At 40.5% G+C, this 22,323-nt stretch carries 18 protein-coding genes; 11 read left to right on the top strand and 7 right to left on the bottom strand.

Annotation, left to right across the window (positions count from 1 at the left end; all coding sequences use genetic code 11):
- Positions 1 to 122 precede the first annotated feature (122 nt).
- Positions 123 to 2,846 carry an insulinase family protein gene (locus PS1M3_RS11095; protein ID WP_203984228.1) on the top strand — a complete coding sequence of 908 codons (2,724 nt, stop codon included), beginning with the start codon at positions 123 to 125 and terminating at the stop codon, positions 2,844 to 2,846.
- Positions 2,847 to 2,899: 53 nt separating this feature from the next.
- Positions 2,900 to 5,158, top strand: a complete 2,259-nt coding sequence (locus PS1M3_RS11100; protein WP_006793347.1) for a bifunctional diguanylate cyclase/phosphodiesterase — start codon at positions 2,900 to 2,902, stop codon at positions 5,156 to 5,158.
- Here the strand turns inward: PS1M3_RS11100 and PS1M3_RS20060 are convergent.
- The gene (locus PS1M3_RS20060; RefSeq protein ID WP_239104449.1) at positions 5,155 to 5,349 is read right to left on the bottom strand and encodes a hypothetical protein; all 195 of its coding nucleotides are present in this window, start codon (positions 5,347 to 5,349) and stop codon (positions 5,155 to 5,157) included. The genes PS1M3_RS11100 and PS1M3_RS20060 overlap by 4 nt on opposite strands.
- Positions 5,350 to 5,752: 403 nt before the next feature.
- Entirely contained in the window at positions 5,753 to 6,325 is a 573-nt protein-coding gene (gene yeiP, locus PS1M3_RS11105; protein ID WP_006793345.1) for an elongation factor P-like protein YeiP, read from the bottom strand.
- 193 nt (positions 6,326 to 6,518) lie between these two features.
- Here yeiP and PS1M3_RS11110 point away from each other — a divergent pair, with 193 nt between their 5' ends.
- On the top strand, positions 6,519 to 6,914 hold the full coding sequence (locus PS1M3_RS11110) for an MmcQ/YjbR family DNA-binding protein (RefSeq protein ID WP_006793344.1): 396 nt from the start codon (positions 6,519 to 6,521) through the stop codon (positions 6,912 to 6,914).
- A gap of 85 nt (positions 6,915 to 6,999) precedes the next feature.
- Here the strand turns inward: PS1M3_RS11110 and PS1M3_RS11115 are convergent, their stop codons facing one another.
- The 4 genes from PS1M3_RS11115 to fadI all read right to left on the bottom strand — a co-directional run bounded on the left by PS1M3_RS11115 (position 7,000) and on the right by fadI (position 11,951).
- Entirely contained in the window at positions 7,000 to 7,932 is a 933-nt protein-coding gene (locus PS1M3_RS11115; protein WP_203987283.1) for an IS3 family transposase, read from the bottom strand.
- Positions 7,842 to 8,342: a transposase gene (locus tag PS1M3_RS11120; RefSeq protein WP_203984230.1), complete on the bottom strand. Its 501-nt coding sequence runs from the start codon at positions 8,340 to 8,342 to the stop codon at positions 7,842 to 7,844. Before PS1M3_RS11120 ends, PS1M3_RS11115 begins: the two co-directional genes overlap by 91 nt.
- Before the next feature lie 79 nt (positions 8,343 to 8,421).
- Positions 8,422 to 10,641, bottom strand: coding sequence for a fatty acid oxidation complex subunit alpha FadJ (gene fadJ / locus PS1M3_RS11125; RefSeq protein ID WP_203984238.1), 2,220 nt, complete (start codon positions 10,639 to 10,641; stop codon positions 8,422 to 8,424).
- On the bottom strand, positions 10,641 to 11,951 hold the full coding sequence (gene fadI / locus PS1M3_RS11130) for an acetyl-CoA C-acyltransferase FadI (RefSeq protein WP_006793342.1): 1,311 nt from the start codon (positions 11,949 to 11,951) through the stop codon (positions 10,641 to 10,643). The genes fadJ and fadI overlap by 1 nt, the downstream gene beginning before the upstream one ends.
- A 306-nt stretch (positions 11,952 to 12,257) precedes the next feature.
- Here fadI and PS1M3_RS11135 point away from each other — a divergent pair, with 306 nt between their 5' ends.
- The 8 genes from PS1M3_RS11135 to PS1M3_RS11170 are packed head-to-tail and all read left to right on the top strand — an operon-like array spanning position 12,258 to position 20,508.
- Positions 12,258 to 13,214, top strand: a complete 957-nt coding sequence (locus PS1M3_RS11135) for a MoxR family ATPase (RefSeq protein WP_203984240.1) — start codon at positions 12,258 to 12,260, stop codon at positions 13,212 to 13,214.
- A 3-nt stretch (positions 13,215 to 13,217) separates the two neighbouring features.
- The gene (locus tag PS1M3_RS11140) at positions 13,218 to 14,162 is read left to right on the top strand and encodes a DUF58 domain-containing protein (protein WP_203984242.1); all 945 of its coding nucleotides are present in this window, start codon (positions 13,218 to 13,220) and stop codon (positions 14,160 to 14,162) included.
- A 3-nt stretch (positions 14,163 to 14,165) separates the two neighbouring features.
- Positions 14,166 to 14,600, top strand: coding sequence for a DUF4381 domain-containing protein (locus PS1M3_RS11145; RefSeq protein ID WP_008126932.1), 435 nt, complete (start codon positions 14,166 to 14,168; stop codon positions 14,598 to 14,600).
- Positions 14,593 to 15,579: a VWA domain-containing protein gene (locus PS1M3_RS11150; RefSeq protein WP_203984244.1), complete on the top strand. Its 987-nt coding sequence runs from the start codon at positions 14,593 to 14,595 to the stop codon at positions 15,577 to 15,579. The genes PS1M3_RS11145 and PS1M3_RS11150 overlap by 8 nt, the downstream gene beginning before the upstream one ends.
- A complete protein-coding gene (locus PS1M3_RS11155) occupies positions 15,579 to 17,489 on the top strand; it encodes a VWA domain-containing protein (RefSeq protein WP_203984246.1) in 1,911 nt (636 codons plus the stop codon). The genes PS1M3_RS11150 and PS1M3_RS11155 overlap by 1 nt, the downstream gene beginning before the upstream one ends.
- Positions 17,483 to 19,138, top strand: a complete 1,656-nt coding sequence (locus PS1M3_RS11160) for a BatD family protein (protein WP_203984248.1) — start codon at positions 17,483 to 17,485, stop codon at positions 19,136 to 19,138. The genes PS1M3_RS11155 and PS1M3_RS11160 overlap by 7 nt, the downstream gene beginning before the upstream one ends.
- A gap of 60 nt (positions 19,139 to 19,198) precedes the next feature.
- Positions 19,199 to 19,756, top strand: a complete 558-nt coding sequence (locus PS1M3_RS11165; protein WP_021032391.1) for a sigma-70 family RNA polymerase sigma factor — start codon at positions 19,199 to 19,201, stop codon at positions 19,754 to 19,756.
- Positions 19,756 to 20,508: a DUF3379 family protein gene (locus PS1M3_RS11170; protein WP_203984250.1), complete on the top strand. Its 753-nt coding sequence runs from the start codon at positions 19,756 to 19,758 to the stop codon at positions 20,506 to 20,508. The genes PS1M3_RS11165 and PS1M3_RS11170 overlap by 1 nt, the downstream gene beginning before the upstream one ends.
- 64 nt (positions 20,509 to 20,572) lie before the next feature.
- On the opposite strand, the gene ggt is transcribed toward PS1M3_RS11170, so the two are convergent.
- Positions 20,573 to 22,246: a gamma-glutamyltransferase gene (gene ggt, locus PS1M3_RS11175; RefSeq protein WP_203984252.1), complete on the bottom strand. Its 1,674-nt coding sequence runs from the start codon at positions 22,244 to 22,246 to the stop codon at positions 20,573 to 20,575.
- Between the last annotated feature and the right edge of the window lie 77 nt (positions 22,247 to 22,323).

Raw genomic sequence — 22,323 nt, forward strand, 5'->3', positions numbered from 1 at the left:
TAAACTTATTTTTTCTAAAATAGTTCTTTCACGACATTCAGGTAAATCTTTTAGCACACCCTTGCTGCCCTGAAGTTATCCTCTGTTGTTATCAAGTAAACGTTTAGTTTCAGGAGCACCATTTGAATATCAGCCGCAATGATAATAGAGCATACCGCGCCCTTACACTGGACAATGGTCTAAAAGTATTGCTTGTGCAAGATAAAGATTCAACAAAGGCTGCAGCATCAATGGCTGTAAATGCGGGCCACTTTGACGATCCTGCTGATAGACAAGGTCTTGCTCACTTTTTAGAGCACATGCTTTTTTTAGGCACAGACCAATTTCCAGACTCTGGAAGTTTTAATAATTTTGTTTCGCAAGCAGGCGGGAACACAAATGCATGGACCGGTACAGAACACAGCTGCTACTTTTTTGATATAAACAATCAAGAGTTTGAGCACGCATTATTACAATTTAGCCGCTTTTTTATTGCCCCTCTGTTAAGTGCTAATGAAACAGAAAAAGAACGTAATGCCATTGATGCAGAATTTAAATTAAAAATTAAAGACGATGCCCGTCGCATTTATCAGGCCCATAAAGAAACGGTTAACCCTGCACATCCTTTCGCTAAGTTTTCTGTTGGTAACCTGCAAACACTCGCAGACAGAAAACGCTGTATTAGCGACGAACTTTGTGACTTTTTTAATGAGCATTACCAAGCACAATGGATGACATTAGTTGTATGTGCAAACGAAAAGCTAGACACTCTTCAAACCTGGGTAAAAGCTCACTTTAGCCAAATTTTAGGAAATAAAGCATCTGTAAAACCTGAGATCAGCGAGCCACTTTATCGAAAACAAGACCTAGGGAAAATTTTACACATAGAGCCACACAAACACATGCAAAAACTAATCGTTAGTTTTGCAATGCCTAATATTGATGACTTTTACCGACATAAAACCGTAAGTTTTATTGCACATTTACTCGGTTATGAAGGACAAGGCTCACTGTATTCTATTTTAAAAGAGCAAGGTTGGATAAATGCCCTTTCGGCGGGAGGGGGCATTAACGGCAGTAACTTTAAAGATTTTAATGTCAGCATGGCGCTTACCGATGAGGGTATAGAATATTTTGAAGATATTATCGAAATGCTTTTTGAGTACATATGTTTAATTAATGCCAACACAGAAAAGCTGCCCCGCTTATATCAAGACAAAAAAAATCTTTTACAAATTGCGTTTGATAACCAAGAAAAATCACGACTTATTGATTGGGTAAGTAGTTTGAGCATCAATATGCAGCATTATGACGAATGCAACTATGTGCAAGGTGACTACCTAATGGAAGGCTTTAATAAAGCAACGCACGAAATCGCGATGCAATGGTTAAAACCTAACAATATGCGTATTGTACTCATTCACCCCGACGTAGAACCCGAGCATAAAACTGCGTGGTACAACACACCCTATAAAGTAGAAAAAGTATCACCTAGTTGGCTTGATGCCCTTAGTGATATCAATAAACCACTTAAAGATATGTACCTACCCACTGCAAACCCATATCTCACTAAAGAGGTTGAGCTTTTCGAAATAGAAAAGCCCCAAGAGCAACCCACACTTTTAGTAAAAGAACCGGGGTTTGATTTTTGGTTTAAACAAGACAGCACATTTAGAGTAGCGAAAGGTCATTTTTATTTAGCTATGGACTCTGACTTTGCGGTAAAAGACGTAAAGCACATGGCGCTAACACGCTTATTTACCGATTTATTTATGGATAGTGTTGGCGAGCAGTTTTACCCAGCAGAACTGGCTGGTTTAAGTTATCATTTAACCTCCCACCAAGGGGGACTTACACTACATACTGCAGGGTTATCATCGAGCCAATTAGAACTCGTCGATGAACTTTTAGATGCGTTATTTAATGTAGATATATGTGCAAAGCGCTTTGCCGAGTATAAAAAACAACTTGTTAGGCATTGGCGTAACAGCAACCAAAACAAACCTGTTAGTGAGTTGTTTAGTATTTTAGGTGCAAAACTAATGCCTTGGAATCCACAACCTAACGATTTAGCAGAAGCGTTAAAAGCAACAAGTTTTCAGCAATTTAATGAATTTAGACAAGACTTTTTTAAGGCGTTACATGTGGAGTCTTTTTTACATGGTAACTGGCAAGAAAATCATGCTTTAGAATTTCAAAAAAAGGTGGCTGCACATTTGCAGAATGCCACAACTATCGACGATTTAAGACGCCCTTTATTTGAAATAAAAAAAGCAACACGTTATGAAATTGAGTTACCGTGTAACGATCATGCCATGGTTGTGTATTACCAGGCACAAACCAATGACGTGAACGAAAAAGTTAAAATGATGGCGTTAAATCATTTAATGAACCAAGACTACTTTAACGAGTTGCGCACAACACAACAATTAGGTTATTTGGTTGGTGCGGGTTACGCGCCTTTTAACACCCGGGCAGGCATTGCTTTTTATATACAGTCCCCTAAATTTGACTCAAAAACCTTGCTACATCGCCATACTCACTTTGTGAATCAATATTTAAGTAATATAAATGAGCTAGACGAGCATAGCTGGCAGCAACAAAAGCATGGTTTAAAAACGCATATTGCAGAAAAAGATAAAAACTTACGTTTGCGATCACAACGCTTATGGCTTGCCATAGGTAACAGAGATCATAATTTTGATATGCAAAAACGATTGCTTTGTGCACTTAACATGCTGACTCTACAAGAAATTAAAGATTATGCTCTGGTACTTTTTGATGAAGATAGGCCAAGATACGAGCTTTTAAGTAACGCTAAAGTTAATAAATCTCAAAAAACACCGGTTTACTCGCATTCTATTTGACTCTTGAATGTCCTTGTTTTAAATTGTCATTAGTAAATTAGTAGTAATAAAAAATGATAATAAAAACAATAAAACTAAACCTATTCGCTGTATTACTTGCTTACTCGTTTGATACTTACGCCTTTGAGTCTTCATTTAAATACAATTCAGACACTCTGCTGTTATTGTCGAGCGCTATTATTGCGCTCGCTTTGCCATACCTATTATTTGTTATATACAAGCTTAGGCGCTCTCGTCGCCAACTTCGCCTCTCTGAAAAACGTTTAAAAAGTACCGTTGAAGGCAGTGGTGACACCTTGTGGGATTGGAATATAAAAACAGGCGAAGTTATTCGTATTAACGATAAATACATGATGAACTCCCCCACTATTATGGGTTTCCCACCAAATAAAGGACTTATACACCCACAAGATATTCCTCATGTTGAGCATCTACTAAAAAAACATTTTGCAGAGCAAAGCGTTTTTTTTGAGGCCACATACCGGGTCAAAGATACATTTGGCAAGTGGCATTGGGTGCTTGACCGCGGCAAGGTTATCGAAAAAGATGCAAATCTAGCCCCGCTCAGAATGACAGGCACTGTTCGCGATATTTCACAGTTAAAATCAACCGAAGAACGATTAAATCTGTTTGCTAAATGTGTTGAGTCGTTTACTGATGCGCTGGCAATTTACGATAAGAACTTTAAATTAGTCGACATAAATCCCAGTTTTTTAACGTTATTTGGTGGTATGCGCGAACAATACCTAAATAAAGATTTTAATTTGCCTGGATACGATACAAGTTACGTTGAAAACATTATCGATGTAGTGCGCCAAACTGAGCATATTCAGCAAGAAATTAAACTGCGCAATAATGAGCGTGTATTGCTGCCAATAGAAATATCAATTGATGAAATTAAAAACGAGCAAAACCAAATCACTAACTACGTGGTTGTTTATTCCGACTTAACAGAGCGAAAAAAAGCAGAGTCGCAGCTGCATAATTTATCAAATCGAGATCGCACCACAAGCCTGCCTAACCGTAATTTATTTTTTACTAACTTACATAAACTGGTTCAACAAGACGCTCACCATGCATTACTTGTTTTTGATTTAGATAACTTTAAAAAGATAAACGACTCATTAGGTCATCAACTAGGTGATAGTTTACTGGCAAAGCTTGCTATGCGATTAAATAAACTCACCCGCGAAAACGATGTATTTTATCGTTTAGGAGGCGATGAATTTGCACTTGTAATGTCAAATACGAACGACCTTCATGTAATCACTCGCACTGCAAAACAGTTTTTAGCGGCTATTTCCACCCCATTTAAAATGGCAGGGCACGAGCTGGCTATTACCTCGAGCGTTGGTATTGTGTTGTTTCCTGAAGATGGAAACACACCCGAGGTACTACTTAAAAATGCCGATACCGCAATGTATCATGCTAAAAAGAAAGGTAACAGCTACCTGTTTTTTAACGACACCATGAACCGCCAAGCAGTTAAACGCTTACAAATTGAAAACCTAATGCGTTTTGGTTTGAAAGAAGATCACTTTGAAGTCTACTATCAGCCAAAAATGAATATACGCACGGGCAAGTTAACAGGCATGGAAGCGTTAGTCCGTTTTATTACTCCTAAAAAAGGAATAATAAGTCCGGGCGTATTTATCCCTATTGCTGAAGAAACAGGTCAAATAATAGATATTGGAGAAGTTGTTCTAAACAAAGCCTGTCGCGATGTAAAAAAATGGCTGGACGATGGACTGTTTAATGGGCGCGTTGCTGTTAACTTATCTGCTAAACAATTTAGCCTTCCTGATTTAACGTCGCGTATTGATATTATTTTGCAAAAAAATGCTTTGCCATCGTACTTTTTAGAATTAGAGATCACTGAAGGCACAGTAATGGATGATCCAAACGAAGCCATTAATATTATGCGCTCGTTAAGCGCCCGAGGTATTCATTTAGCCATGGACGACTTTGGTACTGGGTATTCATCTTTGGCTTATTTAAAACAGTTTCCGCTAAATACACTAAAAGTAGACAAGGCATTTATTGATGATATGAAAAACGAGCGCGGCCGAAATATGGTCGATTCAATCGTCACGATTGCTCACAACCTTGACTTACATGTGGTTGCCGAAGGCGTAGAACAAGCACATCAAATAGACATTTTAAAAACGCTTAATTGCGAAACGGTACAAGGTTATTATTACTCAAAGCCGTTATCTAAAGACGAATTTACTGAGTTTTTAAAACAACAACAAAGTAAAGCAACGCCAAGCTTAATTAGCTCTAAAAAAAGTAATGTGGCGTCTATAAGCTAAGCGCGCCACGTGCAGGTATTAACACCGACATATCTCAACCAGGCTCGCCTGTAATGAACGTTAAATAAAAACCAAGCCAATGGGCCAAGCAACGCACTGAGTAAAAGCCAGCGCTTTACGGGCATTCCTTTTTGTATTGTGTCTAAGTACATAAGCGGGATAAACAAACTGCTAAGTAAAACAAACCACAAAACCACATACCTTATCTAAATAAATTGGCGCGCAGTTTTGCGTTTCTTCGATTAAATTTAAAGCAATACACCTTTAACAAAAAAGCAGCGTATTTAGGCCTGTTGATCTTTGGGATTAAATTTTGTTCAAATCAGCAGCTATTTAATCACGGCGCGAGGTTTGTAACCTAGTAGATTAAGTAAAAACTGAGTAATAAAGAGTCTATAGCCCTTAGGAAGAACCCTTTGGGCTGCAGCTGTTTAGTATTAATACGACGTTATCGCCAGCTTATGGGGAATAACCACACTACATAGGCTCTGCCTTACCTACATACCAAACAGACAGCTGCAAATTTAACCTTGAAGGATTAACAGACCCTAGCTAAACCGCAGCTTTTTAATTTAATTAATAATTTGATGAGCGCTACTTTTCAGCACGCCCCATAAATTTGTTTTCAACCGTATTGATACGAATGCGATCGCCCGTTGAAATATGCTCAGGAACAGATATATTCAAACCAGTAGACATGCGTGCTGGTTTTGAACGAGCACTGGCTGAAGCGCCCTTAATAGATGGATCAGTTTCTTCTACAACAAGCTCAACGCTTGAAGGTAAATCAAGCCCTACTGGCGCTCCATCAATGACAATAACGTGCACCCCTTGGGTTTCTTCATTGATAAACAAAATTTCTTCGCTAATGGCATCTTTATTCAAGTTATACGGCGTGTAGTCTTCGCTATCCATAAACACGTATTCGTCGCCATCTATGTACGACAGCATAGCCTCACGACGAATTAAGTCAGCAAGCGTTAGCATATCGCTGTCTTTAAACGTTTCATCAACCTTTCCACCGGTTACTACATCGTATAAACGCATACGGTATAAGCTTCCACCAGCACGGCCTTGAGGAACCGAGCGCACAATATCTTTTACTACTAATACACGACCATTAAACTCAATAGCTGTGCCTTTTTTTACTTCACTCGCCTTTGGCATGTGTAAATCCTATTATTTTTTTAATTGCCAGAAACATACCACGAACTGAACTTTGTTCAACAATAAAGTGAGCTAAAACGGCTTATACCTTGTATTGACTTGTAAAATCTATATTTATACTAAAATACATATAATCAATTCATTAAAAAACTGCTATGGTGTATCTACCTAGTATGACTTCAAGGAATGGATCATGGATCAAATAAAAGTACATGAGTATTTAATCAAAAAGCCGCTTGTGTTGGTTACAAAACCATTTGCTCAAGAGGTTGATGTCTATAAAGTGAATCATAAAATGTTCGCCACGCTTGCTGTTGGTAACGATGGTGAAACAAACGAAAACGGTGAAGTAATTTGGTGGCTTAATTTAAAGTGTGATCCCGATGAGGCACTTTCGTTACGCGATATTTTCCCCGCGGTTATCCCCGGCTATCACATGAATAAGCGTTTATGGAATACGGTTATTTTAGACGGCTCAATCCCCCAAGGTGAAATTGAACGCATGATTGATAATTCGTTTAATTTAGTCGTGGAAAACATGCCTGAAAAAGACCGTAACATGATAGCGCAACATTTAAATGCTGATTAAGCTACTTATAAGCCTGTTACTTGGCCTAGTTAGAACACAAAAAAACCGCATCTAATGAAGTGACCCCAATAAGTTGGACTCATTTCTAAGCGGCAACCAAGGCCTGATTTCGATATTGTATCGGACTCAGGCCTTTTAGTTTTAGCTTAATGCGTTCGTTGTTGTAATAATCGATGTATTCTTTGATGTTTTCAATGAGTTCATTTGCGTCCTTGAACGTCTCATTGTGATACATCTCAGTTTTTAATATGCCGAAGAAGTTTTCTGCAACGGCATTGTCTAAGCAGTTTCCTTTTCGAGACATACTTTGAATTAGCCCATGCTTTTTCAGGTGTTGTTGATATCGTTTATTTTGATATTGCCAACCTTGGTCTGAGTGGATGAGTGGTCTCTCATGCTTCAACAGCTTTGCTGTTGCGGCTTTAAGCATGTCAGTCACTAGTGGTAGCGTGACAGATGTCCTTACCTCATAGCTGACCACTTCTTGGTTAAATAGGTCTATTACCGGTGACAGGTATACCTTTTCTCCATTGACTTTAAATTCAGTGACATCGGTCACCCATTTTTGATTGGGCTTCTTTGCCGTAAATTCACGTTTGAGAATATTTTCAGCGATTCTACCGACTTCACCTTTGTAAGAGGTGTAGCGTTTAGGTCTGACTTTTGATTTCAAGCCAAGTTCGCCCATCAAGCGTTGCACGCGCTTATGATTAACCATCAAACCCATTGCTCTTAGCGTGCAAGTTACCCTACGGTAGCCGTATCGTCCTTTGTGCTTGTGATAGATATCACGTATTCTTTCGCATAAGTCAGTGTTGGAACAGGGCTGAAACAGTGTATTACGATGGTAATAATACACACTCTTGGGAAGCCCTGTGACCTTTAATAAGTGTTGTAAGCTGTATTTTGCCTTGAGCTCTTCGACAACTATCGTTTTGTCTTTGCTTTTTTCTTTCTGGCCTGAGCCAAGGCTTCTAACTTTTTTAAGACTGCGTTCTCTGCACGTAGATAATCCAATTCTTCCCTGAGCTCTTTTTCAGACATGTCTGCTGATGGTTTAGGAGATGAAGAATGATTCGTCACGCGAGGCCTACCTTTTTTCTGTGGTTTTAGTCGGGTTATACCCTCGTGAGCATAAAGCTTTTGCCATTGAAATAAAATACCTGGGGATGATAAGTCGAAATAGGCGCTAGTATAACCCAAAGACCAATCATTAATTTCCATCGTCTCGAGCACATGAATTTTGAACCCGCCTGAATAAGGTAACTGTTTATGGATAAAACTCTTTGACCCATTAAGCAGGTAGACCTGAAACCAATAACGAATAAGCCGAGCGCTAATATTGTACTTTCTACTTAATGCTTCAGAGTTTTCCTGCTCAGCAAGTTGTGCGAGCTTTAACTTAAATATTCTTTTGTGCTTGGACATAAAAAGACCCCCAGTAATTGGATTGTCCAACTATTGGGGGTCACTTCATAAAATGCGGTTTTTTAATACGTGCTAAACGTTATTTAGTGTCATCTTTAGCAACGTCTGATTGCTCTTCAGGCACAACGTCTGCTTCTTGCTCTGATGTTTCTAGCTTTACTACTTCAGCAACAGTTTCGTTTTGTGTTGGCTTTTCGCCATAAAACGTTTCACCTGACTCAGCCATTGATACTAACGACTCACAGGGTGCAAATATAGCGTTGCTATTAGCAAGCGTAGACATATCCGAACTTACTTTGCTCGTACCGAGTTTATCCATGTAGCTAAATGGACCACCTAGGAATGGCGGGAAGCCAATACCAAAAATAGCGCCAATATCACCATCACGTGGGCTTGCAATAATGCCCTCATCTAAACAACGCGCAGCTTCATTAAGCATTTGCGCTACACAACGCTGAGCAATTTCATTTTTGTTTAAACGTGAATTAGGCGTTACACCCAGCAACTCGTAAACTGACTCGTCAACTTTTTTGCCTTTTTTCTCGTAATCATAAAAACCACGACCCGTTTTACGACCAAGGCGTTTTGAATCAATCATGCGTGAAAAGGCATCAGGTCCTTTAAAGCGCTCTCCCAATTCTTTTTCAAGAATAGGTGCGATCTTAGAGCCAATATCAATACCTACTTCGTCAAGTAATGCAAGCGGACCTACTGGGAAACCAAACTCTACAAGTGCTGCATCAATTTTTTCAATTGGCTCACCAGCAAGCATTAAGTTAGCCGCTTCATTTAAGTAAGGTGCAAGTATGCGGTTTACGTAAAAACCTGCCATGTCTTTAACAACAATTGGCGTTTTACCCTGCTTACGCGCAAAATTAACAACACGTGCAATTGTCTCTTGAGACGTGCCTTCGTGCGGAATAATTTCAACCAGTGGCATTTTTTCTACTGGAGAGAAATAATGCAAGCCAATTACGTTTTCAGGACGTGTAGCATTTGCCGCAATCTGAGAAATAGGCAACGATGACGTATTACTCGCAAAAATTGTATTCTCTTGGCATTGCTGTTCTACGTCTGCAACCATACCTTGCTTAAGTGCTAAGTCTTCAAATACCGCTTCAATAACTAAATCAATATGTTTAAAGCCACTGTAGTCAGTTGTACCGGTTATACGGTTCATTGTTAACTGCATATCTGCTTTAGACATAATGCGGCGCTTAAGGCGCTTATCAAGAATTTTGTAGGTGTAGTTCATCGCATTGCTAATGCCTTGCTCTGCGACATCTTTAATACGAACAGGCACTTTCGCTTTTACAGCACTTACATGGGCAATACCAGCGCCCATAAGCCCGCCACCTAACACGGCAGTTTTAGTCACTGCTGGCGCGTCATCGTTGCGCCACTCTTTTTTCATTTCGGTGGTTGCAAAAAATAAACCACGAAGCGCTTTAGATTGCTCACTCATAACAAGCGTTGCAAACCCTTCTGCTTCGGTTTTATATGCTTTAAGCTCATCAAGCTCAACGCTCGCTCGTACTGCTTTTATAATAGCCAATGGCGCTGGGTAATGGCCGCCCGTTTTTTTCAGTACGTTTTCTTTTGCTTTTTTAAAGATAAAGTTACGACCAAATGGGTTTGACTCTAGTAGCTTGCTTACTTTATCGAGCTTTGGCTCTTTAGCTTGAGGCTTTTTCTTGGCAGCAAACTCTTTTGCTACTTTTAAAAGTACGCTTTGCGGTACGCAATCATCTAAAACACCGGCTTTTTTTGCCTGCTTAGGACGAATTTGCTTACCAGTTAGCATCCATTCAAGTGCTTTTTGAATACCCACTATTTTAGTTAAACGCTGCGTACCACCGCCACCAGGTAATAAACCTAGTTGAACCTCAGGTAAGCCAATTTTAGTTAAATCACTATCTGTACCAACACGGTAATCACACGCTAAAGCAAACTCTAAACCACCACCAAGCGCAGCGCCATGAATGGCACTTACTGTAGTGTATGGTAGTTTTTCCATATCAAAAAAAGCGTGATGACACAGCTCGCTAATAGCAAGTGCATCTTCACGTTTTTCTACGCTATCAAGCATCTTTACGTCAGCGCCTGCAATAAAGTTATCGCTTTTACCGCTGATAAAAACCATGCCTTTAACAGCATGTTCTTGTGCTTGCGTAAGTAAGGCTTTTAAATCGTCTGCAAACGAGTCACGCAGGGTATTCATTTTTTCACCCGGCACGTCAATCGTTACAACGGCAATTTTATTTTCGTCTACCGCTAAATTAAATACTGAATCTGTCATTACGCGCTCTCCAATACAAAGGCTGCACCTAAACCACCAGCAGCACATGCTGTTGTTAATGCTAAACCGCCACCACGACGTTTAAGCTCGTTTAAGCTTTGTGTAATTAAGCGAGCACCTGTTGCTGCAAATGGGTGACCATATGCAAGCGAGCCGCCATTCACGTTAAACTTATCCATGTTAATTTCGCCAATTGCTTTGCTTCGACCTAGCTTTTCTTGCGCAAACTTGTCTGAAGCAAACATCTTCATGTTCGCAAGGGCTTGCGATGCAAATGCCTCATGCATTTCAATTAAATCTAAATCAGCAAGGGTAATACCCGCTCTGTCTAGTGCGATAGGTGTTGAATGCGCAGGACCCATTAACATGTCTTGCTCCACACCAATGGCAGAAAACGCAAAGCTACGTACGTAACCCAAAATTTCGTAACCAAGCGCGCGTGCTTTACTTTCGTTCATCATTAATACCGCAGCGGCACCATCTGTAAGTGGTGTTGCATTTGCGGCTGTAACCGAACCATGTTGACGGTCAAACACAGGCTTAAGTTTTGCGTAACCTTCAACTGTCGAATTTTTACGAATATTATTATCTTCTTCAATAAAGCTTTTGTATGGCGGTAAATGTGCCGTCATTACTTCATCTTTTAACTTGCCATCTGCCCATGCTTGGGTAGCAAGTGAATGTGAACGATGCGCTAATGCATCTTGGTCTTCACGGCTAATATTATGTGTTTTAGCCATTTGCTCAGCAGTTTGACCCATTGAAAGGCCTGTTGAGTACTCTGCAACTGCGGGCGGTACTGGCATTAAGTCTTTTAAGCGCAGCTTTGAAAAAATTTGTAAGCGTTGCCCTAAAGTACGCGCTTTGTTTAAATCAACTAAGCTACCGGCCAATTTTTTACTTACGCCAATAGGTAATACAGACGACGAATCGGCACCACCGGCAATACCTACACTCACAGAGCCCGCCATAATAGACTCAGCTACGTTAGCAATTGCCTGAAAGCTGGTAGCACATGCACGTGACACAGAATAAGCATCAACACCAACTGGCATGCCTGTACCAAGTACAATTTCACGCGCAATATTTGGCGCTTCTGGCATTTGTACTACTTGACCAAATACAAGTTGATCGATTTCTGACTTGTCGAAATTTAATCGCTCAAGCATTTCGTTAACGACTAACTTACCCATATCAAGTGCTGGTACGTGGTGGAATGCTGTTGCTTGTTTTGCAAACGGTGTACGAAGGCCACTTACAATGGCAATACGATCACCCTTTGGTGTTTTTAGTATGTTTTGCTCAGACATTTATGCTCTCCCGCTGACAGGTCTGACCTGTTTGTTTTCCTCGATTCTAAACAACCCGTGTGCTAAAGCCAATAGATAAACTGAAATTTATACAAAGTAGTCATGTTTACATATCACACAATAGGCTTTTTTAAACGCATTTACAAAGATTTGTGGTACGCTAAAAACCGTTAAAAAATAACGAACTATTTTAAAAAATACAGTCTAACTCTTGAGTTACCCTATTATAAACCTTATAAATAGGTCAGTATTTGCAACCTAACCCATTTAGGTACTAACCCAGCTGACGAGGACAGTCCACTTATTATGGCAGCTAACGCATTTTCACAATTAAAAACGTACTTAGATACACAAATCATTGGCCAGCCAGAGCTTACTCAAGCACTACTTATTGCTATTTTAGCTGACGGCCACTTATTAGTTGAAGGCCCACCAGGGCTTGCAAAAACACGCGCTGTAAATGCGCTTGCAAAAGGGATTGAAGGTTCGTTTCAACGTGTCCAGTTTACACCCGATTTATTACCGGCCGATGTAACTGGCACCGATATTTACCGCCAACAAACAAGCGAGTTTGTGTTTGAGAAAGGCCCTTTATTTCATAACCTTATTTTGGCTGATGAAATTAACCGTGCCCCTGCAAAAGTACAATCAGCATTACTAGAGGCCATGGCTGAGCGCCAAGTAACGGTAGGAAAAAACACCTACCCACTTAGCGACTTATTTTTAGTAATGGCCACTCAAAATCCGCTAGAGCAAGAAGGTACTTACCCGCTGCCAGAAGCACAGCTTGACCGCTTTTTACTGCATTTAAGTATTGGTTATCCGGGCGCCGAGCACGAGCTAGACATTTTACGCCTAACGCGCGGTGAAGCATTAAAAGAGCAACAAGCTGTTTTACAAAAAATTAGCCAAAGCGATTTATTTGCTGCCCGCCAAGCAATTTTAGGTTTGTACTTAGCCGAGCCTCTTGAGCATTATTTGGTTCAACTTATTATTGCTACGCGAGAAGGCGCGCAATTAGATGAACAACTAGGCCGCTGGATTGAATTTGGCGCCAGCCCTCGTGCCACTATCGCGCTCGATAAATGTGCACGTGCTCATGCATGGATACAGGGCCGCGACTTTGTAGCCCCTGACGACATACAAGCGGTTGTTCATAATGTACTACGCCATCGCATTATTTTGAGCTACGAAGCCCAAGCCGATGGTATTACAAAAGACCAAGTAATTAGCCGAATTGTAGAACTGGTAGCTGTACCTTAATTTATGCATAAACAATTAGACCCTCAGGCATGGCTGAAACAAAGCCATAGCCACGGTGTTAATTTAGCACTAAAAGAGCTGATGTATTACAAAGCCAAAGCGCAACTGCTTGAGCTTGCTCCTAAGGTTAAAATTAAAAATACTTTAGCAGGGCAATATCTTGCACCGCATAAAGGCCGTGGTATGGAATTTGCCGAAGTTCGCCATTACCAGCAAGGTGACGACATTCGTTCAATTGACTGGCGAGTTACAGCGCGTACAGGCGAAACCCATACAAAACTTTTTCAAGAAGAAAAAGAACGTCCTGTATTTGTATTTACCGATTTTTCAAACTCGATGTTATTTGGCTCAAAGCTCCTGCTTAAGTCAGTGCAAGCTGCGCACATTAGTGCTTTAGTTGCATGGTCTGCCTGCCAGCGTGGCGACAGAATTGGCGGCATTGTATTTAATCAGCACGCTCATTTAGAGCTCAAACCCAGCGCGCGAGAAAAATCCGTATTAAAGCTTTGTCACAATTTATGTGCTAACCACCAGCAAGCCCTTGGGGGAATAGATGCAAAAGCCCACAATAACTTTAGTGATAACCTAAAGCGCCTTAATCATTTGGCAAAGCCGGGTAGCTTGGTGTATTTGGTATCAGATTTTAGTTCTCTTGACGATGCAAGCTTCAAACAGCTTGAAATACTTAGCCGCCATTGTGAGCTTATTGGCTGTCATATTAGCGACCCATTTGAACATCAATTACCGGCTTATAAAAATACTGTAAGCGTTAGTACAAATGGCCAAGATATTGCTTTGCCACTAATGGATAATACCTTTAGAGCGCGCTTTGCTAAAAATGCAGAAGATACATTCAAAAAGCGCCTTACTCGCTTAACTAAATCGGGTCTTAATTTAATATCGTTCAATGCAGCCGAACCACTTGAACTGCAGCTTGTGAGAAAATAAACCATGCAAACCAATCCACTCGATGGCCTGCACGATGTAATAGCACCTAACCAAGTTGATTGGTGGCCACTCGCCCCTGCTTGGTGGGTTATTATTGCTCTACTTTGCATTGCACTTTTAACCGGTGTGTATGCAATTTATAAAGCGTACCAATTTAAAAAAGCAAAACGTTATGCCGTATCATTAAGTCAACAAGAGCAATACCCTCAGCATTTACATATTATTTTAAAACGCCTGGTTGTTGAATATTACGGTAAGCACCTTGCCACACAACCTACAAAGCAGTGGTGTGAAACGCTTAATACACTCAGTGGACTCACGTTTACTGAGAAAGAAATTTTAAGCTTATACAGTAGCGAAAATAACAATGTCGATTTAAGTGAAAAATTTCGACAAGCAATCAAAAACTTTAAAGTAAAGGAGCCGCTATATGTTTGAATTTAGTTGGCCATGGCTTTTTTTGCTCCTTCCGTTACCTTTACTGCTTTTATTACTAAAGCCAGCAGCAAGCAGTAACAATACTCGCTTACGAATTCCGGGGTTTGCCCAGCACAACTTGAGTAATCAAAGTATTGAACCTCGATCACGTCGTTTATCGTTATTTGAATGGCTACTTTGGTTATTACTTGTCAGCGCAGCTGCTAACCCCACGTGGTTAGACGAGCCTATTTTGTTGCCAAATGAAGGCCGAGATATCATGCTTGCGGTGGATTTATCTGGCTCGATGACCGAACAGGATATGGCCTACAATGGTCAATATGTTGACCGCTTAACAATGGTAAAAGCAGTACTTAGCGACTTTATAGAACAACGCACTGGCGACAGACTTGGACTTATTTTGTTTGGCGATACGGCGTTTTTACAAACACCTTTAACGCGCGATTTAAAAACGGTAACTAAAATGCTTAACGAAGCACAAATAGGTTTAGTTGGACGCGCGACAGCTATTGGCGACGCACTTGGCTTATCAGTGAAACGTTTTGCTAGTAAAGACGACAGTAACCGAATCGTTGTGCTATTAACCGACGGTCAAAATACCGCGGGTAACTTAAACCCTGACGACGCATTATTACTAGCCCGGGAAGAGGGCATTAAAGTCTATACCATAGGTGTCGGCTCTGATAACCCACGTGGCTTTAGCCTATTTAATATGGGTGGCTCAGGCGGAAGTAATTTAGATGAGCGCCTACTAAAAAATATAGCTGACGATACCGGTGGCCTTTACTTTAGAGCCAAGGATGTAGCGGGCCTCAAACAGATTTACGCAGAGCTTGATAAGCTAGAGCCCATTAGTGCGGACGAAAAAACCTTTCGCCCACAAAGCTCATTATTTTATTACCCGCTACTTATTGCCATTTTACTAATTAGCTTAAACGTGATGCTAAGTACATTGCGCGCATTAAAGGAGCTAAACTAATGGATTTTGAATTTATTCGCCCTGCCATTTTATGGCTACTTATACCTGCAATTGGCCTATTTTTTGTAGCGTTAATTAAGCACAAAAAAACCACAGACGTGCAATTAATTGCACCTCACTTAGCCCAATTTGTCATCAGTGATACCAACACAAAAGCCAGCCAACCAGTTTGGCTGATAGCTGTATTTTGCAGTTTAGGGGTTTTATTCAGTGCAGGCCCAAGCTTTGAAAAAAAACAGGTACCCGTTTTTCAAAGCAAAAGTGCTCGTGTCATCGTTATGGATATGTCTTATTCAATGTACAGCACCGACATTTTACCAAACAGGTTAACGCAAGCTCGTTTTAAATCCCTTGATATGATTGAGCTTTTTAAAGAAGGTGACACCGCGCTAGTTGCTTATGCTGGCACTGCGTATACCATATCGCCACTAACCAATGATGCCACAACACTCAGCAATTTAATTCCAAGCTTAAGCCCCGACATAATGCCCGACAAAGGCTCTAATGTTTTAGCTGGCCTAGATATGGCAAAAGAGTTATTAAATCAGGCAGGTTATATTGATGGCGATATTATTTTAATAACCGATGGTATAGAACAAGAAGAACAAAGCGATGTAACAAGCTTTATAAATAACACAACATTTAGACTCAACATTTATGGTGTAGGGTCAGAGCAAGGTGCGCCTATAAAGTTACCTGAAGGTGGTTTTTTAAAAGACCGGTACGGTCAAATTGTCATCCCTACTATAAATATTTCACAACTAAAAAGCTTAGCAACGCGCAGTGGCGGGAAATTTGCGCGCTATCAACCAAGTAATAGCGACATAAATACGTTTTCGCCAATGGCTAATAGTGAGTTATTAAAAGATGAAACACAAAGCCAAGCACTGTGGCGTATCGACGCCGGTATTTACGGGCTTTTGCTCTTGTTACCATTTGGTTTGTATTTATTCAGGCGCTCTGCCTTCTTAGGCGCGGTTTTGTTGCTTACCTTTTTACCTCAGCAAAACGCGTATGCATTGGAGCTCCCTACACTATTAAAAAATACAGACCAACGGGCTCTCACCGCCTATAAAAATGAAGAATACGACAAAGCCGCTAACGCGAAGTCAAACCAATTAAAAGGCGCAGCGCTTTACAAACAAGGCAATTATAACGCCGCTTTAGATGCATTTGGTCAAGATAAGTCGGCCACAGGTTACTATAACTATGGCAATGCACTTGCCAAAGCGGGCAAACTTGAAGAGGCCATAAACGCTTATAAGCAAGCTCAAACGCTGCAAAGTGATTTTAGTCAAGCCGCAGATAACCAAGCCTTAGTTGAGCAGCTGTTGAATCAACAAGAACAGCAGAACCAGCAAGAACAAAGTGGTGATGAATCTCAAAATCAAGAAAACCAGCAACAAGGCGATCAAAACCAACAACCCAATAACGAACAATCTGGGCAAGAGCAACAAAATAATGAGCAAAACGACTCGGCAAAAGGTGAAAACCAAAGGCAGAGCGATGCGAGCGAAAAATCAGAGCAAGAGTCTGAACCCTCTGAAGATCAGCAAGGGCAAACCGGTGAGCAATCAGAGGAGCAAAATAAACCTGATATGCAAGCACAACCACAAAGCGAACAAAGCGAAAATAAAAACGCTGAACAGTCTGACCAGCAACAGCCCCAATCGCAAGCAATGAGTGAGCAACCCGTTAGCGACGAGCAAAAACAAAAAGCGCAACAACAGGCAATGCAAGCACAAGCCAGTGAGCTTACAAATGAAGAAAAAGAAAAAGCCCAGCAGCTTAATCAGTTACTCAGAAAAGTACCGGACGACCCGGCAATTTTACTACGGAATAAAATGCAACTCGAAGCCCAAAAAAGACAATATCAACGCCGCCCTACAGGAGTAGAAAAATCATGGTAATGCGATTATTTTGCTGTTTATTGCTACTATGCGCGATCCCCTCGTTCGCAGCGACAAAACTTCAAGCGAGCGTAGATAAAAACCCTGTTTTGGCGGGTGAGTTTTTTATGCTCAATATATCAGTAGACGATAACGTGAAAGGTGAACAACCCGATACGTCTGTACTGCTGAAAGATTTTGTAGTCGGCCCAACAAGTTTAAGTACGCGAACTAACATCATAAACGGTAGCATTAATAAACAAACTACGTGGAGCGTTAAATTAATGACCCGCACCGAGGGGCAGTACACTATCCCCTCATTTACGGTAAGTGGATTAAGCTCGCAGCCAATTGATTTAACCGTGACAAAACGTGCTGCAAATGCTGACAATAATAACGACATTTTTGTAAAAACATCACTTTCTAGCAATTCACTCTATGTGCAAGAAGCAGGCGTTTACACACTAAAACTATACTTAGCTAAAGAGTTACTTGATGGTAGTTTAAGCACACCGAGCATGGAAGATGCACAGCTAACACAACTAGGTAAACAGACAGAAAGTTACGAATTAGTTGATGGTAAACGCTACCTAGTTATTACTCGAGAGTATTTGATTCAACCCCAAAAAAGTGGTCCTTATACTATTGCTGCCCCCGTATTTCAGGGCCGAGTGCAACAAAATTATCGCCAGTTAGAAGTGTCTGCAATTGGCGAAGACCAACAAATAGAAATTAAACCCATTCCCAGTGATTACAAAGGAGCATGGTTGCCCAGTGAGCTGGTAAACCTTGGTGAAGAATGGCAACCAAGTGATGACACCATTGAAGTCGGTACACCTATAACTCGTACAATTACACTTACAGCGCTTGGCGTCACCAAAGAGCAACTCCCAGATATAGAAATGCCAACAATAAATGGGATCCGTAGCTACCCTGATCAAAAAGATAACAACAACGCAGTAAGAAATGGGCGTGTTGTTTCGCAACAAACCGCATCGTATGCATTATTGCCACAAACACCGGGCACTTACACCTTACCTGAAATTAAATTACCTTGGTTTAATACTAAAATTAACCGTATTAGTTTTGCCACGCTCCCAGCGCGTAAAATTACTGTAACGCCAAGCAGCACCGTTGTTAATACCCCTGTAAATACAGAGCAAAGTATTGAGAACACACCCGTTGATGAAACTAAAGTTGACGCTAATACATCAGCCCAAATGCAAACTGCTCGCAGCTACACGCCACTATGGCTTATTGCTGTTGCTTTACTGGGTTATATTTTATGGATTGGCACTGCAATTTATTATTGGTTTACCCGTTCTAATATAAATACCATTGAAAAAGTGAAGCCATTACCTACTCCACTCAGCCAGCCAAGTTTAAAAAAGCTGTTAAACATACAAAAAGCAGGTGATGTTAAGGCCTTTTACAATGAGCTAAATAATTACGCAGTACAAATAACCAAACAGGATACCGGCGCTATTGATGAGTTATGCCGACGGATTAATAACTCACAGTTGAGTACTGAGGTAATTCAATTACAAGCGCAATTGTATGGAAATAAAGCTAAAAACAGTGACCTTGGTGCTATTATAAAAATACTTGAGAGTGAGCAAGCTCAAGCATCAAATTCGCAACAAACTGTATTAAAAGACCTTTATAGCTAAAATAAAGTTACGTATGAGTCTTTTTTCATTAAATAAAAATATAGTAGTAAAAAAGTGCTTATGCTGGGAAATAAAAAATCAAATAATCAGGTCTTAATCGATATGGCAGAGAAACAAAAACGTTATGAGGCCTTAGTTCACGTTTATAATAAAGAGCTTTACCGCTTTGCATACTGGTTGTGCCGTGATCCGCACATAGCTGATGATTTAGTACAAGAGACATTTTTGCGCGCTTGGCGCTCACTTGATTCTTTACTCGATCAAAAAGCAGCAAAGCCGTGGTTACTGACTATTTTACGCAGAGAAAACGCACGACGATTTGAACGTAAACAGTTTGATTACAGTGATGTAGAAAACGATACGCTAGTTGATGAAACCAGCCATTCGCTTGATGATGAAATGGAGCAAACCGTTATTCAACGACAAATTGGATTGCTATCTGACGAATACAGAGAGCCACTATTATTACAGGTCGTAATGGGGTGCACTGGCGAGGAAATTGCCGACATACTCGATTTAAATAAAAACACGGTGATGACACGTTTATACCGTGCTAGAAACCAACTTAAAGAGGCTTTAAGCCGTGATGATGAACAACTTAAAGGGGCATCAAAATAATGGATGAACTTGAGTTTCGTCGCCGCACTATTGCGCAACCAAACGATATAGATAATGAACTTATGGAGTTTGCCCAGAGCAACCCTGAGCGACAAAGTTTTATTACCGAAATGAAAGAATTTGATAAACACCTTCAAGATGCACTCGACATACCTGTGCCTGATAACTTAGCTGATCGTATTATTTTAAATACATCGTTAAAAGAAAAAGCCTTACAAGAAGAGCAAGCTGCTGGCACCAACGTTGTTGACGCTAAATCGCGTTTTAAGTTTGACCGTGTGCACCTTGCCTTAGCGGCATCATTCATGGTCGCAGTGAGTGCGTTCTTTTTCAGCTCAGAGCAGCATATTGGCCACGAAGCGGGCGAGCATGCACTTGCGCATGTGTACTACGAAATAAATGCCCTTGATAAAAAATCCCCTATCAGCCTTCAAAGTGTTAATGACAAACTGGCCGTACTTGGAGGTCACATAGATGAGCTTCCTGGCGATATAACTTACGCTATGTTTTGTGATTTTAAAGGGGAAAGAGGCTTACATTTAATTTTTGAATCGGACTTTGGTCCAATGACGGTATTTATTGTACCTTCAGAAAATAAATCGTTTGGTTTGGGAAATGATCATTTCCAAGATGAGCGCTTTGAAGGCCAAATCAATCGCGGGGCGCAGGCTGATACCATTTTGGTTGCCAGTGTGGGTGCACCACTAGATACCTATAACGAGCGAGTAACCAACGCAATTCGCTGGCTCTAAGCCATAGTAAATAAAAAACCGCTTAGTACATACTGAGCGGTTTTATAAATCTAATTTTAATTAGTTAAAAAACGATTGATTTACCTCTTCCTGAATTTTCAGACGCAGCATCTAATTTACCATCTCTATTAATAATCACATGCATGTCACCAAAGTGGCGCTCGTCAATTGTGTAACCCATTTTTTGAAGCTCTACTTTTACCGCATCATTTAACCCTTCGTGAACACGTATAACGTTTTTAGGCCACAGCTGATGATGAAAGCGAGGCACGTTAACCACCTGCTCTGCACTCATATTAAACTCTATTGCATTTAAAATTGACTGGTAAACCGAGCTAATAATCGTTGTACCACCCGGTGAGCCGGTTACCATTTTTACTGTGTTATCCTTTAATAAAATGGTCGGTGTCATGGAGCTAAGCATACGTTTATGTGGCTGTATTTCATTAGCTTTACCACCTAACGCACCAAACGCATTCATAACACCCGGTTTTGCGCTAAAGTCGTCCATTTCATCATTTAAAATAAACCCGGCGCCTTCAACTACAACCCCACTACCAAACCCTAAGTTTATAGTTGTGGTATTTGCTACGGCATTCCCCATTTTATCAACAATAGAAAAATGTGTGGTTTGTTCGCTTTCTTTCAGTCCGGGCTTTATTTTTTCGGTTGTTGAAATCGCTGTTAATGAGATATCAGCCATACGCTTTTTTAAATATAATTCATTGATTAATGCGTTTACTGGCACATCAAAAAAGTCAGGATCACCTAAGTACTCTGCTCGGTCTGCAAACACGCGTTTACCTATTTCAGAAAGCAAATGCACGTAAGACGACGAATTATGAGCCACTTCGTTATGTAGTTTTTGCAGTTCATACATTTTTAGCCATTGTAAAATTGCAATACCGCCTGAACTGGGTGGCGGCGAAGTAAGCACTTCATACCCGTTCCAACTTGCTTTTAATGGTGTGCGCGACTTAGCCGTATAGTTTTTTAAATCAGCTTTGGTAATAATACCGCCATGCTTACGCATAAATTTTTCGATAATATTGGCTGTTTCGCCTTCATAAAACCCAGCTTGCCCATCATCGCGAATTCGCTTTAATGTTTTTGCCAGCTCAGGTTGTGCAAATTTTTCATTGGCTTTTAAACCAGCAAAATATTTTTCGAAGTTAACATCTATTTGTTGCTCGTTTAAATAGCTTATGTAATTACTAACCCCTTGCGCCAGTTTTGGTGGCACAATAAAACCTTGCTCAGCTAAAGTAACTGCAGGTTGTACTAATTTTTTCCATTCTACCGTACCGTGTTTTTTATGAGCTAACCACATACCCGCAACACTGCCAGGTACACCACTTGCGTGTATGCCATAAATAGATCTATTAGGTATTACATTGCCTTGTTCGTCTAAGTACATGTCTCGGTGTGCATCGCTTGGAGCCGTTTCTCGGTAATCTATAAAATCACTTTTACCATCTTTTTGGATCAGCATAAATCCGCCGCCACCAATGTTACCCGCTTCAGGCAGGGTTACAGCCAATACAAACTGTGCTGCTATAGCTGCGTCTACGGCATTTCCGCCCAGCTCTAATATATTTTTAGCCGTATCAGCACTGTACGAGTCAGGCATAGCAACAGCACTTTGCGCAACTTGCTTGGCTGCTACATGAAATGCACTGAATTGAAACACAAGTACACTCGTTATCACTAGCTTGGTTGGCGAAAAAAATAAGCCCATATAACGTCCTTAAATTATTGTTTTAGTTGTTGGAAGTTTCACTTAAAAGTTAAGTTAAAAATAATAAGCAGTATAAC

The sequence above is a fragment of the Pseudoalteromonas sp. PS1M3 genome (genome assembly GCF_016865405.1).
Classification (GTDB): Bacteria; Pseudomonadota; Gammaproteobacteria; order Enterobacterales; family Alteromonadaceae; genus Pseudoalteromonas; species Pseudoalteromonas marina.